The following is a 16,518-nucleotide window of genomic DNA, read 5'->3' as shown; positions in this document are numbered from 1 at the left end:
AGTCATAAAAAATGCCATCCTGTGTAAGCAGGATGGCATAAAGATGAATAAAATTATAAAAGTGATTTTATTTTTTCTATTACCTGCTGAAGATTGCTTGCATCCTGTCCGCCGGCAGTAGCCAGTGTTTTTTGTCCACCGCCACCACCTTTGATCAATCCTTTTACATGCTCATTAATGAGCTTGGGTGCTTCCAGTCCTTTACTGGTTACCAACTCATCGGCTACGGCAATGGCTACACTGGCTTTACCATCTATGTTAGCAACCAGTGTTATGACATAGTTGGATAGTATTTCTTTCAGGTCAAAACAGAGTTTTTTCAAACCATCGGCATTGGCTGTATCAATGATTGCACCAATAAACTGAATGCCATTAATGTTTTCAACCTGTTGTAACAGTTCCTGCTTAATTACAGCCAGCTGTTTGGCCTCCAGGCTTTCTATTTTCTTTTTTAATTCGTTGTTATCAGCATAGAGATTTTCAACAGCTTTCAGTATTTCTTTTGGATTTTTCAATGCTTCACGAATGGCAGCCAGCTGATGTAACTGTTCGAGTACAAATTGTTCAGCAGCCATACCGCTTATCGCTTCAATTCTTCTCACACCCGCTGCTACCGCTGATTCTGATTTTATTTTAAACAATCCTAATTCTCCGGTTGCTCCCACATGTGTACCGCCACAGAGTTCTATTGAATAATTCGGATCTATGATTACTACACGTACCGTATCTCCGTATTTCTCTCCGAATAATGCCATCGCGCCCATAGCAACAGCATCATCTTTACTCATTTCTTTAATGATTACCGGAATATTTTCACGGATTTTTCTGTTTACGATCTGCTCAATAGCGGCTACTTCCTCATCACTCACTTTTGCGAAATGTGAAAAGTCGAATCTTAGTTGCGATTCATTTACAAGGCTTCCTTTTTGTGCTACGTGCGTACCAAGTACCTGTCTGAGTGCAGCGTGCAACAGGTGTGTAGCACTGTGGTGAATGGCAGTTGACTGTCTTTTTGCAGTATTGATTGTGGCCGTTACTTCTGTGTTTATGTTTGAAGGTAGTTTATCACAAAAATGAATGATCAGGTTGTTCTCTTTTTTTGTGTCATAAACTTCTATTACTTCACCAGCAAAGTTAAGTGTACCACTATCGCCGACTTGTCCGCCACTCTCCGCATAGAAAGGCGTGTTCTCCAGTACCAGTTGGTAGGCTTCTTTACCTTTCGCTTTTACTTTTCTGTATTTATTAACCCTGGTAGTGGTTTCATGGTTGGTATAACCGGCAAAGTGATTGTTATTCCCTTCATGCACAATCACCCAGTCTTCTGTATCTACAGCGGTTGCTGCGCGACTCCGGTTTTTCTGTTGTTGCATTTCGGCTTCAAAACCATTTTCATCTACTGCGAGGTTATTTTCAGCAGCAATTAATCTGGTGAGGTCTATCGGAAAACCATAGGTATCGAATAGTTCGAAAGCTGCCTTACCCTGTATGGTTCCTGATGTACTGCTTTCAATGATATCATCAATACGCTTTAAGCCTTTATCAAGTGTTCTCAGGAAAGCATCTTCTTCTTCCTTCACTACTTTACTTACAAAGTCGAGCTGTTGTTGCAATTCAGGGAATACATTTTCGAATTGTGTAGCAATAACCGGCACCAGTTGGAACAGGAGCGGTTGTTTATAATCTAAGTAAGAATAATAATACCGAACAGCTCTCCTTAATATTCTTCTGATTACATAACCAGCACCTGTATTGGATGGCAACTGGCCATCAGCGATGGTAAATGATATGGCCCTGATATGATCGGCCAGTACACGGAAGGCAATGGCTTCTTTACTGTCGCTATAGTCGTATTTTTTTCCGGTTATTTTTTCAACAGTTGCAATGGTACCTGTAAATACATCGGTATCGTAATTGCTCTGCTTACCCTGTATTACGCGTACCAATCTTTCAAAGCCCATTCCAGTATCAACATGTTTTGCAGGCAGGGGCTCAAGGCTGCCATCTTTGAGACGGTTGTATTGTATGAAAACATTATTCCAGATCTCAATAACCTGTGGATGATCTTTGTTAACCAATTCCCTGCCAGGAACTTTTACTCTTTCGCTGTCTGGCCTGCAGTCTACATGAATTTCAGAACAAGGTCCACATGGACCAGTTTCTCCCATTTCCCAGAAATTATCTTTTTTGTTACCATATACAATGCGGTCTTGAGGAACGAGTTTTTTCCATTCTTCGAGTGCAATTGATGAAGGGGGTAAACCTTCGGAAGGATCGCCTTCAAATACCGTTACATACAAACGATCCTTATCCAGTTTATATACTTCCGTAAGCAGTTCCCAGCTCCAGGCAATAGCTTCCGCTTTAAAGTAATCACCAAAACTCCAGTTGCCTAACATTTCAAACATGGTATGGTGATAGGTATCTACACCTACTTCTTCCAGATCATTATGTTTTCCACTTACCCGCAAGCATTTTTGGGTGTCTGCAATTCTTGGATAAGCAGCTTTTTTATTGCCAAGAAAATAGTCTTTGAACTGGTTCATTCCTGCATTGGTGAACAGGAGTGTAGGGTCGTTTTTTACCACAATAGGTGCCGATGGCACTATCTGGTGCTGTTTGGAAGCAAAAAAGTCCAAAAACTGTTTTCTGATCTCTGCGCTGGTCATAAAATTTTAAAAACTGTATTTTAGTCGCTCAGAAGCTATCTTTGAGCGCTTTTAAAAGGCATCAAAGGTAAGGATTTGGCCTGTTTTGTAGTAATCAGGTAATAATGAGCCTTCCGATTTATGAAAAAAATCAAATATTACTATAATACGCATACGCTTCGCTATGAAAAGCTGGAGACTCCCCTTCGGGTGCGTTTATTGCAATTATTTGGTTTTATAGCCGCTTCCATTGTTACCGGCGTCATTATTTTTCTGATTGCTTTCAGGTATATCGACTCTCCCAAAGAGAAATTACTACGACAGCAGAATGATGATTTGAAGCAGAATTACAATATCATGGCTGAACGCCTGAAGCAACTAGAATTACAGATGGATGAGATCGCGAACCGTGATAATTCTATTTACCGCTCCATTTTTGAAGCCAATCCTATTCCCGATAGTGCGCGGGTAAGAGAAATGGAGAAACGAAAAGAGGTTCAACTCGTGCAGAGTATGGGTTCAACGGAACTCATTAAAAACATGACGGCCCAGCTCAATAACCTGGCCCTTAGAATGGCCTATCAGGAGAAATCATTTGATGATATCACGAAAATGGTGAAAAGCAAGGCGCAGCTACTCGCATCCATTCCCGCTATTCAGCCCATCAGTAATAAAAACCTGACCCGCATTGCTTCCGGTTTTGGTTACCGGATCGATCCTATTTATAAAGACAGAAGGGCACATATGGGTATGGATTTTACGGCTCCGCAGGGTACACCCATTTATGCGACGGCTGATGGGGTTGTTTCGGATGCGGGCTTTAATACCGGTGGTTTTGGTAACAGGGTTATTGTGAACCATGGCAGTAACTATGAAACACTGTATGGACATATGTATCGTATTAAAGCCAGGGTAGGTCAAAGGGTGAAAAGGGGAGAAGTTATTGGCTATGTTGGAAATTCAGGTAAAAGTTCCGGTCCTCACTGCCATTATGAGGTACATTACAGGGGAACACCGGTGAATCCCATTTATTATTTCTACAATGATCTTACGCCGGCGCAGTTCGATCGCCTGCTAAAACTGGCTGCTGCTAGTAACCAGAGTATGGATTAAGCCGAGAGTTATCGGCTATGAGCTTCGCGTTGTCCAGATTCGTTCATATGCATATTTACTATTCTTTTGAATCGGATTTTCTGAAAAGAAATCAAGGTTTGCAGAACAATCAGGGTGACTATTTGTAATTTGTCAGAACATCTTTCAAAGACTTAAATGGAACCCGGCATCCGAAAATACCTGATTCGTATTGTAAATACTCTCTCACTGGGGTTGTTATGGCTTGCCCTCAATTCTACAGCAGGTATTATGTATGACCTGGCCTTTGTACACGAAAAAATCACCCTTGGGAATATTCTTTTCTATATATGGTTTTTATGTAGTCTTACTGCCTATTTATGGTATGTGATCCGTTTATGGAGTAAGCCCATCAACTTCGAAGAGTAACTTTTTACTTGTATACCCGTTCCAGTAAATACACAGCCTGTGATGTACCATATATAGCAGGTAAAGTAAAAGAAGCAGGTAGTGTTACTGCTGAATTGCTTTTTAAATCCTTATTTTCAGACCTGAAACGGAATACTGAATGCCCCTTAAAAGAATTTCCAGGTTGGTTATGATTGTTGGTACCCTCATGATATGGGCCATCAAGTTTTTAGTTAGACCTTTCGTATTTATAGATCCTGCACTCAAACCAATGGTTGGACTTGCGCCCAACCTGATAGGGTCTTTTTTGTTACCTTTCGGAGCCTGTTGGTTTTTTCAACGCATTTTCAGGCTCGAAACACAGAGAGACCTGAACATTACCTGTAGCTTTGGCTTATTACTGGTGGTGATCAACGAATACCTTCAACTGATTCCGATTTTCGGCAGAACCTTTGATTATCTGGATATCGTTTCTTCTGTTATCGGTGTTTTTATTGGTCATCTTTGTTTCAAACGGTTGATGATCCGATATGCACCCATTGCTGTATAAAACACAACAGACAACTTTTTAACTGTGCTTAAGCCGTGAGTATAGGGCAGTTAATTTTTATTATCCTTTGTATCCAATATCACCGGTGTATTACCCTTGCCCATTACGATTACTTTTGAATTCGGAGAAGTCACCAATCCCTTCAATACCTGTATTTGTTCGTATTGTAACTGTTTATCGGTAAGTCCGCTACTCATAATTCTCTGATAGTCTGCGATACCTTGAGCTTCCACCCGCTTACGTTCTGCTTCCTGTTTTTCTTTCTGTAAAACAAATTCCATTTTCTGTGCTTCCTGTTCTGCTTTTATTTTTTCTTCAATGGATGTTTTTACGTTATTGGGTAGTGTAATATTTCTTACGAGTAATTGTTCCAATATCAGTCCACGTTTTTTGAAGTCATCTTCAATGCTTTTAAATATGCGATTCTGAAATTGATCGCGTTTGTTGGAATAAAGATCGATAGCAGTAAAATACACCGCATTATCCCTGATTTTGGTACGCGTAAGCGGACGAACAATTTTATCCTTATAGTCCAGACCTGTTTCTTTTACAATTCTGGGCGCTTCCTGTCCAATTACGCGGTATAAAACGGTGAGATCTATAATTACTTCAAGTCCATCTGCCGTTAATACACGGATGGCATCATCGCCTACCTGATCTCCTTCATCATGAACGCCACTCATGGTATAATTCTGGGTTTTAATGTCAACTGTTTTCACATCTACCAGCGGATTTACCATATTTAAACCGCTTGTAAGAATATCATCCGACACTTTACCAAAAAGACTTTTTACGCCGATCTGGCCCGCATCTATCTGTTTGATACAGGAGGTTAAAAATCCTATAATGATCAGTAAAAAACCAAATACTCTGACGCCAATCGCCAGTTTCTGAATTTCTTCTCTGGGTTGATTTTTGAGGATAATGCCAACTACCAGAATAATGATGCCAATGATAATAAGTGCCATACAGGGTCTTTTTATATAAGTAGAGGAATGTGACGAAATATTACAGCTAACTGCTATGATCGGCAATAATGTTCCATTTACCCTTTATCTTCCTGAAAATGAGTGTGTAGTGTCCGCTCAGGTCGCCAATGGTTCTGGTAAGCATCCATTTTCCTAACACAAAATAATGGTCTGCAGATAACCTGCGAACTTCCAGGATATGAAACCTGAGTTTGCCCATGGCTGTGGTATCGGGATAATTCTTTTTGTAGTTATTGAGGGTTTTCTGATAGCCGTATGTTACGCCACTTTTTCCAACAAACATCAAACTGTCACTTTCCCAGTAACCTTTCATGAAAGCCTCTATATTTCCGTTATTCCAGTCTTTGGTTTGTCTGTCCAACAGGTTACGGATTATTTTTTCATCACCTGTCTGTGCATGGGTAAGGGTGGTGAGGCTGACAAATACAAGAAGGGAAAAATATTTCATGCTGTTAATTTTCAGTAAGCTACTGAAAATTATGCGTCTTTTAAAGCCCTTACCATTTCTCTTTTACCGGGTGGTCCTGGTATTTTGGTTACCCTGAATCCGGTAGCCTGCATGGCACGGCGAACGATACTTTTGCTGCAATAGGTAACCAGTATACCATTGGTATTTAAGCGTGAGTATAGTTTTGCGAATATAGTTTCGGTCCAAAGCTCAGGTTGAGCCGTGGGGGCAAATGCATCATAAAAAATGCAATCGAAAAAGTTGCTGAATTTGAACTGCTCAATAGTAGTATGGTGCTTATGTATGGTACAATAAGGATGCAACTGAACAGGTATCTCCCATTCGCTCTGGTGTATTTTCTGAAAAAGGTCTTCGTCTTTTAATAAAATGCCATGGTTCAGGTTTCCCAGTTCTGCCGGTTGTAAGGGATAGGCTTCGATGGTATGGTATTCAACAGTTAGCTCCTGTTCTCTTGCTTTGATAGCTGTTAGTAAAGCATTTAATCCTGTGCCAAAGCCAACTTCCATTATTTTAATGTATGGCACACGATATGTGTCCACATAATATTGTAAACCCGCATCTATAAATACATGATTGCTTTCCTGTATGGAACCATGCTTACTATGGTAAGTAACTTCCATGGCAGGAATGGAAATGGTATGAGAGCCGTCTGCTGTTATCTGGATGATTCTTTCCATGTTGTAAAATCAAAAGCAAGGTAAGTTTTCCGAATGAAACTGAATGGTTATCTTCCCTGTATGGACTACAGAAAGCATTTACGTAAAGATGATAAACTTGCTGCTATTCTCGGTGATACTGTTCATGAACTAAAGCTGCATAAAAATATACCGCTGCGTTTAATGGCCAGTATCATGAGTCAGCAGCTGAGCACCAAAGTAGCAAAAGTGATCTTCCACCGTTTTCTCAGTTTGTACAATGGAAAAGAACCCAGACCCCAACAAGTGTTAGATACAGCTCCTGAAACATTGCGGGGTATTGGCTTAAGTAATGCCAAAGTGAGTTATGTACGGAATGTGGCGCAGTTTTGTATTGATCATAAAATAACCGATACCAAACTTCAGAAGATGGAGAATGAGGAAATCATTGAACAACTTACCGCCATCAAAGGTGTTGGTAAGTGGACCGTTGAGATGTTGCTGATGTTTAGTCTGGGAAGGGAGGATGTTTTTGCTGTTGATGATCTGGGTATTCAACAGGCGATGTGTAAAGTGTATAAAATAAGTACAGCAGATAAGAAGAAAATGAAAGCACGCATGTTGAAAATATCAGCCAACTGGAGCCCGTACAGAACCTATGCCTGTTTGCATCTGTGGGGGTGGAAAGACAGCTGATGCAATGTCGAATAAGGAATATCCAATTTCGGAATGTATCCTTTCCTTCTTCCTTTCTCCCTGCAAAAAAACCAAGCGATTCAGGCTTTACTAAATAGGAACCCTTTTTCGCAGGAAAAAGAGGCGAAGGGAGTTTTTACTATATTAATTCAGTTGTTGTAAGTAATACCAGCAATAAATGGATAGATACTGCTTAACGCTATATTGAAAATGCCATTTCGAAATTGGATATTCCTTATTCGGTATTCATTATTTTCTCAGGCTGAGTTCCGGGCAGCATTGATGATGCCGAACATACTTCTGGTGATTAGCTTTTCATAAACTCCTTTTTCGGTATCTGAAATTTCGGGTTTGCGGAGTTCATGTAAGGCATATTGCTGAATGGTAAGCAGGGGTAAAACAATATGATCTCTCATTTGAATAGAAGCACGACCGGGTAAATCATCTTCCATCAGTATGGATGCATCTGCCAGCTCAAGTACCATTTTTTCTGTAAGATCAAATTCATCTTTTACCATTTTCCATACAGGTCCATATTGGGGATCGTCTTTTATGTATTCGGTAAGTGGAAAGAAGGATTTCAGCATACTCATCATACTATTGTCTACCAATGTCCGGAAAAAAAGCACATTCCGGAACATGGCTTTGATATCTTCCCAATATCCTTTCTCTTTCATTTGCTGCAGTGCTGTACCCACACCAAAAAAACCGGGTACATTTTGTTTTAACTGACTCCAGCTTCCAACAAAAGGTATGGCACGCAAATCTTCAAACCGTAGACCACCACCGCTACCTCTTTTTGCCGGACGGCTGGCAATATTGCTTTTACTGTAATAGTTCAATGGACTAAACAGCTGCATATAAGTGAGAAATAAAGGATGTTCTTTAAATTGCTGATAGGTTTGATGACTTATTCGACCCAGTTCTTCCATGAGGAAACGATCATGTTGAGAGAGCTGTATCCGGGTATCGGCGAACAGCTCATTACTGATGCCGGCGCTTAACAGCTGTTCAAGATTGTACTGCGATGACTGTATGGTGCCAAAATTGGAAGTAATGGTTTGTCCCTGTATGGTTAGTTGTATTTCTTCATTTTCAATATTGTTACCAAGGGAGGCATAAAACTTATTCGTTTTACCACCTCCACGTGATGGAGGGCCACCACGGCCATCAAAGAAGCGGGCTTTAATATTGTATTTGCGGGAGATGGCTGTGAGGTTTTCTTTTGCAGTATAAATACTCCAGTTTGCCTGCAGGTAACCACCATCTTTGGTGCCATCGCTAAAACCGAGCATGATGGTTTGGTGCATTTTTCTACCGGTAAGATGATTGGCATACAAAGAATGTGTATATAAGCGATCCATGATTTGTTCAGCTGCCTGTAAATCATCTATGGTTTCAAACAGCGGAACAATATCAACAGGCATCTGATCCTGTTTCCAGCCGCATAAACGAAACAATGCGTAGACTTCCATCACATTTACACTGCTTTGGCAATTGCTGATTACATACCTGTTACAACCCGCTTCTCCATTATTGTTTTGAATTGTCTGGATAGCATAAATACTCTCCAGGGTATCTTTTGCAATGCCTGGCTCAAATAGGGCGGGATTTATGTTGCCCTGTAAACCAGCCAGTATATTCAGCCTGTCTGCCTCATCAAGTGACGTATAATTCTCTGGCAGCAATGCATTGCCGGTTTTTTGTTTCAATGTTTCATGAATCGAAAGCAATACCTGCGTATGGATACGGCTATCTTGCCTGATATCAATAGTGGCGAAATGGGTTCCGAAAATTTTTACTTTATGAATGAGGCTGTTGAGTCTTTGTAAAAATAAGGAATGGTGCTTCTCTTTTACCAGGTCACGTATCTGAATCAGTCTTGATTGTAAATCAGTCAGATGTACCCTGTTTTGTTCGGTAGGTCGAAATACATTTTCATACAATATAGCTTCGAGTTCCTGTATAAGAATATCTACACCTGCGAAACTTAGCCGGCGCTTTAATTTTCTGATGTCGCGGTAATAGCAAACGGTAATGGCACTTCTTAGTGCTTCGGCTACTTTAATGGTAGTGGCAGCGTTAACAAAGGGGTTACCATCCCTATCGCCTCCAGGCCAAAATCCCAGTTCAATAAAGGGGTTGTCACTATCATATTGGTGGTCAAAAATATCTCGTTCAATGCTGTTATAGATATTGCCAATGGAGTGGTAAAGTATATTTTCCAGGTACCACATGAGGTTCAATGCCTCGTCGTAAGGAGTGGGTTGTTTTTTATTGAAGAAGGGAGTGATGCCCAATTGTTGGATATATTCATTGATGGTATGAAAGTCGTTTCTGGCAATCGATTCACTCATATCATGAATAATGCCCAATACACTACCCGGATAAAACTGTGTGGGGTGGGCTGTGAGTACTACCCGTATCCTGAATTTCTTCAGTTTATTTTTCAGCGCCTGCGTTTTACCGGCAAAAACAGCTTCATTGTACAAAGCTTTTAAACTACCTGATCCCTGAATATTGTTTACCGTATCGAAAGCAGCATCTTCTATGGCATCAAATAACACCACCTGCCTTTCGATGTATTGTACAAATTTGAACAGGCGATCCAGTTTGTCTCTTTCTGTACGAACTTCTGTATGCTGCCGGAAGAAATCGTTGATGATCTGAACCGGATTCTTTCCAGCTTTATACTCATCCTGACATGCCTGGGAAAGAATCGGTAATAATGCACCAACATTGGCGATTCCTGAAAAAGGTAATGCTGCAAACAGGCTGTTATAGATGGTGTACTTATCTGTTACATTACGCCTGAATTGATTGATATAGTAACTGGAAGACATAGGTATTCTTAAAGATACAATTTTTTCCGGAATAAAACTAACGAAAACGTCATTTTTAGCTAACGGCATATTAATTATAAAATAATAATCGTTAGTTAGTAATGATTAAACTTTTTTCACAGAATTGAGTCCAACAGCCATTGCATTGTATATTCGAATAAATCAATCCTGCATGCACTTAGACGATCAGGTTTTATTGGATCAATTTCGCAAGCCTCCCACCAAAGAGCAGGGTTTTACTGCGATTATAAAGAAGTACCAGGAGAAACTATACTGGCATATTCGGCGGATGGTAGTGGACCATGATGATGCGAACGATGTGTTGCAGAATATGTTTATTAAAGTATGGAAGGGATTGGAGAATTTCAGGGAGGATAGTCGTTTATACACCTGGATGTACCGGATTGCTACCAATGAGTGCCTGAGTTTTCTGGAACAGCAGAAAAGAAGGGCTTCTGTTAGCATGGATGAGGTAGGGGAAGGTTTGACTAATAAAGTAAAAGCAGATAGTAATTTTGATGGTAACAGGTTGGAATGGAAGCTGCAACTGGCCATCCAGCAATTGCCGGAAAAGCAGCGGGCGGTGTTTAACCTTCGTTATTATGATGAAATGCCATATGAGGAAATGAGTCGTATTCTTGATACCAGTGAGGGGGCATTAAAGGCCAGTTATCATCATGCAGCAAAGAAAATAGAGGCTTTTATCCGTGAAAATTAAACTTTGCATTCGCAGAAGTATCCAATAAAACAATGAGTCAGAGAGAAGAAATAACAGCAGAATTAGCACAGATAGATCCGTCTATGTCTTTATGGCCTTATCATATGCCTTACAGCCTGCCTTTTGGTTATTTTGAGGGTATCACCGGAAAATTGCTGGAGCAATCAGTTGTCGGGTTAATGGTTGAGAAAAGCCGGGGGTACCAGGTACCTGCTGGTTATTTTAATCAGCTATCTGACCGTATCATGGCTGCTATACACAAACAGGCGGTTGCCAATGAACTGGAAGAGATTGCGCCTTTATTAAATACCATATCTAAACAAATGCCCTATACATCCATAAGCCTGCCCCAGTTTCAAATGGAAGGTATTATGGAAAAGGCAGCCGAGGCAGCCATACCGGTTATTCAGATGCCGGTTCGGAAGAAAAACAAATGGATGCAATATGCTGCCGCAGCGGTTGCAACCGGTGTAATAGTTGTTACAGCTTTTATGTACAATAGCCGGTCAGAAAATAATAGTGCCAATATCAATTATGCCCAGCTGGATGTTTCTCATGAAATATCCCGATTAAGCGAAGAGGAGCTGAATACTTATCTTGCCACTTCGGAAAAGATGGTGATTAATACAGGTGACCGTGATGTATATGGTATTGAAGCATTACCCGAAGTAGATGAACATATTGAGATGAGTAGTGATGATGAATTGAAACAATATTTAGATGAATCTACCGAAGTTTCAGGAGAAGCTAAGGCTGATACAAATAGTGAATCATGAAAAAAATAATCCTGTTTTTTATTACAGTATTCGCGCTGTCTTCTTTGATGGCACAGGAACCCCAGCGTAAAATGATGGGGGAACGCAAGAATATTGAAGTATTAAAAGTGGCTTATTTCACGAAGCATCTTTCTCTTACTACGGAAGAAGCCGAAAAATTCTGGCCACTGTATAATAGTTATACAGCCGATATAAGGAAAGCAAGAGGTGATAATAAAGATGATATTCTAGCCTTTGAAGAAGCGGTGCTGAATATCCGTAAAAAGTATAAAACAGATCTGAAAAAAATTCTGGTTACCGATGAGCGTGTTAATAAAGCGCTGATGGCTGAGCGTGAGTTTATGAATGTTGTGCGAAAAGAACTACAGCAAAGAATGGAGCAGCGTAAAAAAGTACGGGAACAGAAAATAACCGATCAGTAATTATGATTTGAGTGGTCCCCAAACGGGCGACTGTATATCATGATAGAATAAGAAGGTCCAGCCTTTCTGTTGCCCTTCTTCCCACCATTGCTTACGTAGTTCCATACATTTTTTTCCGTCATAATCGTATTTGGCCACAAAGCGGCTTTTCATCTGTTGCAGTTGAGGTGCGTCATCTCCACCAAAGAAAGCAGTTTGTCCGTTTTCTTCAATCCAGAAAACCTGGTGATATTTACTGTGGGCGCCGGTGAGTTGGTAACGGATATAACCGTCAATCACTCCTTCCTCTTCTGTAAGCCATACAACACGACTGAATTCTTCCAGTAAACGAAAATCTTCCGGAATATAAGAGGCAGAGCCAATACCCAGGGCAAATTCCATTTCTCTCTGCTGTACATAATAAGTCGCATATGGGAAACTGATAAAACGTTCCTGTGTTTGCACATTATCAATGGTTACACCGCCTGCATGGTCTTTGTGCAGATGACTCATTAATACCTTGGTAACCTGAGCCGGGTTAATGCCTGCTCTTTGCAGGTTTTTATATAACTGAGGGGTACCGTCTGCTTCATTGTAGCCAAGCCCGGTATCGAGCAATATCACATCTTTTTCTGTGATCACTAAAAAGGGTTGTATTTCTACCAGCAGGCTACCGATGGGTCGATTGTTGAGTTCCTCTTTTTCTGTGTCGAAAGGAACAAATACTTTGGTTTTGTCAATGGTAAAACTGCCTTCTGAAAGTGGAATGATCTGCATGCCTTTTCTTTATCTTAAAACCATTTGTCTGTCTGCATCAAGCCTCAGCATGATAAAGATCAGTACGGTAAAGGTAAGTAAAGATGAGCCGCCATAGCTGATCAGGGGTAATGGAATACCTACAATCGGAAATAAACCAATAGTCATACTCACGTTCACAGCAATATGGAAAAACAGAATACTTACCACACTATATGCATATACCCTGCTGAAAGTACTTCTTTGCCGTTCTGCAATCCGTACAATCCGGTACAAAAGGAAAAGATAAATAAGCAGGAAGATAAAGCAACCCACAAAACCAAAAGCTTCACCCAGAGAAGTGAAAATGAAATCAGTGTGTTGTTCCGGAACATATTTACCTCTTGTCTGGGTACCTTTTAAAAAGCCGCGTCCGAAAAAGCCACCGGAACCGATCGCAATTTTACTTTGGCGTACATTATAATCATCCGGTTTTCTAACGGGTTTATTGGTATTGCTTTTATCCTGAGCCTTTTTATTATCTGCGCAGTTGTATTCTTTACCAACCATGCTGTAGATACGGGTACTCTGGTAACATTCGAGTACGTTATTGAAAATATAGGGTACAACAAAACGTTGCACACCTACACAGATCAACCAAATGGTGATGATAACCGTGAGTAGTTTTTTCTTCTTTTTAATTTGTTTGCGTAAAAGGAAGATAACCAGTGCTGCTATTACGGTAAGAATAATGGCAAGTATATTGGGTTCAAGGATTAAAGTGGCAATTACGAGTACACCAAATGAGGAACCAATAATAAGTATCTGTGCGGGCAAGCCTTCACGGTACATAGCAATGAGGAAGCTGGTATACACGAGTGCCAGGCCTAATTCATGTTGCAGGATGGAAAGCACAGCGGGTGATAGTGTGATGGCACCTGCAATGAGTTGTGAACGGATTTTGGTGAAATCTACTTCCTGCCTCGATAAAAACTTGGCGAGCGCCAGCGCCGCAAATATTTTACACAGTTCAGCTGGTTGCAGGTTAAATCCACCCACTAATGGTATCCAGCTTCGGGAGCCATTGATGTTTTTACCAATGACGAAAGTAGCCAGCATAAGCAGTATACCGAAAAGGTAAAACAGATTGGCAAATGCCGTAAAGAGCTTACTGTCTGTGAGGAGAATAAAAGTGGCAGCTATAGCACAAACACCAGCGAAAATGAGTTGTTTGCTATAGTTGGTCTTTCCATTAAGAAAAGTAGTGAACCAGTCTGCTCCGGGTCTGTACTCCACCATAAAAATACAGAGTATGCCAATAGCTACCAGTATGGCATATAACCAGATAACGAGATAGTCAACACCCTGGGTGGCTATTTGATGGTTTCTTTTATTCATACAACTCAGGCCGTTGTTTTTCTTTTACTATTGGTTTTACGTTTTTCTTCCGGTAACAGTGCCACTTTTGTGATGGTGTCTTTTTTGGTACCCTTTTTCATAGGCTGCTGTTTGCCCGGTATTGTGGCGCTATCCGACTCTGTTTCTTCCGGGGCTTCTGTTACGCCCGAAGTGTCGCGTGCAGCTTTTTTGGCGGCGGCCAATTGTTGGGCACTTCTCAAAGAATCACGCTGTGCCATCTGCTTTTTCATCTGTGGCGGAATCAGGTTCATATTGGCGAGCTGTTCTACTTTTGCTTTCCGGTCATTACCTGTAATAGAATCTTTGAGGTATTTCTCAATCAGTAAACTGGCAATTGGCGCTGCCGAAGTAGCTCCAAAGCCCGCATTTTCGCACATAACGGCTATTGCAATACGAGGGTTTTCACGAGGGGCAAAAGCTCCGAAGAAGGCATGATCTTTCAATTTTTGACCGCGATAAGCATTTTCAACAGTACCTGTTTTACCACACACATTGATGCCGGGTACTTTTGCATAAAAACCGGTACCAAATTCCATTGTACCTTGCATACCTTCATGCACTTCTTCCCATACATATTCCGGAATCTCTCTGGTTTTGTGTTTTATCCTATACTTATCCAATAAACCATATTCATCACCACCTTCAATGGAATCGATCAGATGGGGTGTATAATACCAACCTTTATTGGCGATAATCGCCATCACATTAGCCAGTTGTGTAAGAGAAGTAGCTATCTCACCCTGGCCAATGCTATTTGAAATAATGTTACAAGACTGCCAGTTCTTTCCAAAGATACTTCGATAATATTTTGGCGTAGGTATATTACCTATTTTTTCGGAAGGCAGGTCAACGCCGAGTCTTTTACCTAGTCCGAATGAATACGCATATTGGTTAAATGCACTCAGTGCACTATCTCTGTTGGGATACTTCCCGTTATCCAGTATTCTTCTAAAAGTGGCAGCAAAATAGCTGTTACAGGATTTTGAGATGGCGGGTTTCAGGGTAAAAGTTCCTTTCGCATGGCAGCCCATCGGTCTTCCGCAACCATAATAAGCACCTCCGCAGCTTACTGAAAATTGATCATCTATAACTCCTTCATTCATGCCAATAATGCCCACCATGGTTTTAAATGTAGAGCCTGGTGAATAGAATGTTCCCAATGTTCTATTTAATAAGGGGAGGCGAGGGTCGAAATACATCATTTCAACCAGGTGTTTTTTTCGCTGGTTACCAGTGAGGTAGTTGGGGTTGTAGGTAGGTGCACTCACCATACAAAGTATGCCCCCGGTTTTAGGGTCGATGGCAACAATACTACCTACTTTGTTTTCCATCAACTTCTCACCCAGTTGCTGTAACTCTACATCTATACTGGAATACAGGTTGCTACCTGCTACAGCAGCCGTATCATAAGCACCATTTTCCCAGGATCCCTGTAAACGACCTTTATTATCGCGGATAAAGCGTTTGATACCGCGCTGACCCATGAGTACTTTTTCATACGTGCTTTCCAAACCCGTGCTACCGAAATAATCGCCCATTTCATAGCCTTCATCTTTATGTCTGCGGAGAAAACCTGTATCTACTTCAGCCATATAACCCAGTATGGCAGCACCCACATTGTAAGGATAAGTGCGCACCGATCTTTCATTCAGTGAAAAACCCGGGAAGCGGTACATGTTCTCATTGAGTTTGGCGAACATTTCAGGTGTAAGAAGTGCCTCAAACACACTGGGTTTTACACTTGTATTTTTGAAGATGAGATCACGTATTCTCTTTTTATAAACGGCCGTATCAATATTCAGCAAACGGCAAAGTGTGGCGGTATCTGTACCCCGGGCTTCGGATGGAATTACAACCAGATCATAACTGATGGTATTTTCAAGTATGCCTCTTTTTTTTCGGTCGAAGATGATGCCACGGTCGGGATAAATTACTTTCCGGTAGAAAGCATTGTTGTCAGCGGCCAGTTTGTATTTGCTGGAAAACAACTGCAGGTTGATCAACTGCCCGGTAATGGCGATGAAAACACCTGCAAAAATAAACTGTATCACACGGCTTCGGCTCTGGTTGAAGACAGGCATATTTCTTTGGGAATAAACGTAAAGAGAAAGTGTACTACAAAATTGGTGCTTTGTAATGGATCAAACGAAAAAAAACAGG

The 16,518-nt window shown here is 40.9% G+C and carries 15 protein-coding genes; 7 read left to right on the top strand and 8 right to left on the bottom strand.

All coding sequences use genetic code 11. From position 1 onward, the window contains the following. Window positions 1-53: 53 nt before the first annotated feature. Complete coding sequence (gene alaS, locus BC659_RS04985; protein WP_133473564.1) at window positions 54-2,669, bottom strand: alanine--tRNA ligase; 2,616 nt, start codon at window positions 2,667-2,669, stop codon at window positions 54-56. A gap of 120 nt (window positions 2,670-2,789) precedes the next feature. Here alaS and BC659_RS04980 point away from each other — a divergent pair, with 120 nt between their 5' ends. The 3 genes from BC659_RS04980 (at window position 2,790) to BC659_RS04970 (ending at window position 4,677) form a co-directional block, all read left to right on the top strand. Beyond that, entirely contained in the window at window positions 2,790-3,761 is a 972-nt protein-coding gene (locus tag BC659_RS04980; RefSeq protein ID WP_133473563.1) for a M23 family metallopeptidase, read from the top strand. Between the two features lie 156 nt (window positions 3,762-3,917). Beyond that, window positions 3,918-4,148: a hypothetical protein gene (locus BC659_RS04975; protein WP_133473562.1), complete on the top strand. Its 231-nt coding sequence runs from the start codon at window positions 3,918-3,920 to the stop codon at window positions 4,146-4,148. Window positions 4,149-4,287: 139 nt separating this feature from the next. Beyond that, window positions 4,288-4,677 (top strand): hypothetical protein, encoded by a 390-nt coding sequence (locus BC659_RS04970; protein ID WP_133473561.1) that lies wholly within the window; start codon window positions 4,288-4,290, stop codon window positions 4,675-4,677. 50 nt (window positions 4,678-4,727) lie between these two features. Here the strand turns inward: BC659_RS04970 and BC659_RS04965 are convergent, their stop codons facing one another. The 3 genes from BC659_RS04965 to mnmC2 are packed head-to-tail and all read right to left on the bottom strand — an operon-like array spanning window position 4,728 to window position 6,812. Beyond that, a complete protein-coding gene (locus BC659_RS04965; RefSeq protein ID WP_133473560.1) occupies window positions 4,728-5,645 on the bottom strand; it encodes a prohibitin family protein in 918 nt (305 codons plus the stop codon). A gap of 46 nt (window positions 5,646-5,691) precedes the next feature. After that, a complete protein-coding gene (locus BC659_RS04960) occupies window positions 5,692-6,114 on the bottom strand; it encodes a YybH family protein (RefSeq protein ID WP_133473559.1) in 423 nt (140 codons plus the stop codon). Window positions 6,115-6,143: 29 nt separating this feature from the next. After that, window positions 6,144-6,812 (bottom strand): tRNA (5-methylaminomethyl-2-thiouridine)(34)-methyltransferase MnmC2, encoded by a 669-nt coding sequence (mnmC2, locus tag BC659_RS04955; RefSeq protein ID WP_133473558.1) that lies wholly within the window; start codon window positions 6,810-6,812, stop codon window positions 6,144-6,146. A 60-nt stretch (window positions 6,813-6,872) separates the two neighbouring features. Between mnmC2 and BC659_RS04950 the strand changes: the two genes are divergently transcribed. Continuing rightward, window positions 6,873-7,466: a DNA-3-methyladenine glycosylase family protein gene (locus BC659_RS04950; RefSeq protein WP_133473557.1), complete on the top strand. Its 594-nt coding sequence runs from the start codon at window positions 6,873-6,875 to the stop codon at window positions 7,464-7,466. Window positions 7,467-7,723: 257 nt separating this feature from the next. Here BC659_RS04950 and BC659_RS04945 read toward each other — a convergent pair whose 3' ends face one another. Next, window positions 7,724-10,309: a phosphoenolpyruvate carboxylase gene (locus BC659_RS04945; RefSeq protein ID WP_133473556.1), complete on the bottom strand. Its 2,586-nt coding sequence runs from the start codon at window positions 10,307-10,309 to the stop codon at window positions 7,724-7,726. Window positions 10,310-10,481: 172 nt separating this feature from the next. Here BC659_RS04945 and BC659_RS04940 point away from each other — a divergent pair, with 172 nt between their 5' ends. Genes BC659_RS04940 through BC659_RS04930 form a run of 3 tightly spaced genes read left to right on the top strand, consistent with a single transcriptional unit; the run spans window position 10,482 to window position 12,225 of the window. Then, entirely contained in the window at window positions 10,482-11,027 is a 546-nt protein-coding gene (locus BC659_RS04940) for an RNA polymerase sigma factor (protein ID WP_133473555.1), read from the top strand. A 32-nt stretch (window positions 11,028-11,059) separates the two neighbouring features. Further along, window positions 11,060-11,803, top strand: a complete 744-nt coding sequence (locus BC659_RS04935) for a hypothetical protein (protein WP_133473554.1) — start codon at window positions 11,060-11,062, stop codon at window positions 11,801-11,803. Then, entirely contained in the window at window positions 11,800-12,225 is a 426-nt protein-coding gene (locus tag BC659_RS04930) for a hypothetical protein (RefSeq protein ID WP_133473553.1), read from the top strand. Before BC659_RS04935 ends, BC659_RS04930 begins: the two co-directional genes overlap by 4 nt. Here BC659_RS04930 and BC659_RS04925 read toward each other — a convergent pair whose 3' ends face one another. From BC659_RS04925 to BC659_RS04915, 3 genes are read right to left on the bottom strand one after another with little or no spacing between them, the layout of a single operon-like run. Next, window positions 12,226-12,981: an MBL fold metallo-hydrolase gene (locus BC659_RS04925; RefSeq protein ID WP_133473552.1), complete on the bottom strand. Its 756-nt coding sequence runs from the start codon at window positions 12,979-12,981 to the stop codon at window positions 12,226-12,228. It lies immediately after the preceding gene. Between the two features lie 9 nt (window positions 12,982-12,990). Next, window positions 12,991-14,337: a rod shape-determining protein RodA gene (gene rodA, locus BC659_RS04920; RefSeq protein ID WP_133473551.1), complete on the bottom strand. Its 1,347-nt coding sequence runs from the start codon at window positions 14,335-14,337 to the stop codon at window positions 12,991-12,993. Between the two features lie 5 nt (window positions 14,338-14,342). Next, entirely contained in the window at window positions 14,343-16,439 is a 2,097-nt protein-coding gene (locus BC659_RS04915) for a peptidoglycan D,D-transpeptidase FtsI family protein (protein WP_133473550.1), read from the bottom strand. Window positions 16,440-16,518: the final 79 nt, after the last annotated feature.

The sequence above is a fragment of the Sediminibacterium goheungense genome (assembly GCF_004361915.1).
Lineage (GTDB): Bacteria > Bacteroidota > Bacteroidia > Chitinophagales > Chitinophagaceae > Sediminibacterium > Sediminibacterium goheungense.
The sequence above is the reverse complement of the archived record's forward strand: the minus strand, read 5'-3'. Positions and strand labels throughout refer to the sequence as shown.

Coding starts and splice junctions, on each gene's coding strand:
- alaS (WP_133473564.1), bottom strand. CDS start 2,669: ATGACCAGCGCAGAGATCAGAAAACAGTTTTTGGACTTTTTTGCTTCC.
- BC659_RS04980 (WP_133473563.1), top strand. CDS start 2,790: ATGAAAAAAATCAAATATTACTATAATACGCATACGCTTCGCTATGAA.
- BC659_RS04975 (WP_133473562.1), top strand. CDS start 3,918: ATGGAACCCGGCATCCGAAAATACCTGATTCGTATTGTAAATACTCTC.
- BC659_RS04970 (WP_133473561.1), top strand. CDS start 4,288: ATGCCCCTTAAAAGAATTTCCAGGTTGGTTATGATTGTTGGTACCCTC.
- BC659_RS04965 (WP_133473560.1), bottom strand. CDS start 5,645: ATGGCACTTATTATCATTGGCATCATTATTCTGGTAGTTGGCATTATC.
- BC659_RS04960 (WP_133473559.1), bottom strand. CDS start 6,114: ATGAAATATTTTTCCCTTCTTGTATTTGTCAGCCTCACCACCCTTACC.
- mnmC2 (WP_133473558.1), bottom strand. CDS start 6,812: ATGGAAAGAATCATCCAGATAACAGCAGACGGCTCTCATACCATTTCC.
- BC659_RS04950 (WP_133473557.1), top strand. CDS start 6,873: ATGGACTACAGAAAGCATTTACGTAAAGATGATAAACTTGCTGCTATT.
- BC659_RS04945 (WP_133473556.1), bottom strand. CDS start 10,309: ATGTCTTCCAGTTACTATATCAATCAATTCAGGCGTAATGTAACAGAT.
- BC659_RS04940 (WP_133473555.1), top strand. CDS start 10,482: ATGCACTTAGACGATCAGGTTTTATTGGATCAATTTCGCAAGCCTCCC.
- BC659_RS04935 (WP_133473554.1), top strand. CDS start 11,060: ATGAGTCAGAGAGAAGAAATAACAGCAGAATTAGCACAGATAGATCCG.
- BC659_RS04930 (WP_133473553.1), top strand. CDS start 11,800: ATGAAAAAAATAATCCTGTTTTTTATTACAGTATTCGCGCTGTCTTCT.
- BC659_RS04925 (WP_133473552.1), bottom strand. CDS start 12,981: ATGCAGATCATTCCACTTTCAGAAGGCAGTTTTACCATTGACAAAACC.
- rodA (WP_133473551.1), bottom strand. CDS start 14,337: ATGAATAAAAGAAACCATCAAATAGCCACCCAGGGTGTTGACTATCTC.
- BC659_RS04915 (WP_133473550.1), bottom strand. CDS start 16,439: ATGCCTGTCTTCAACCAGAGCCGAAGCCGTGTGATACAGTTTATTTTT.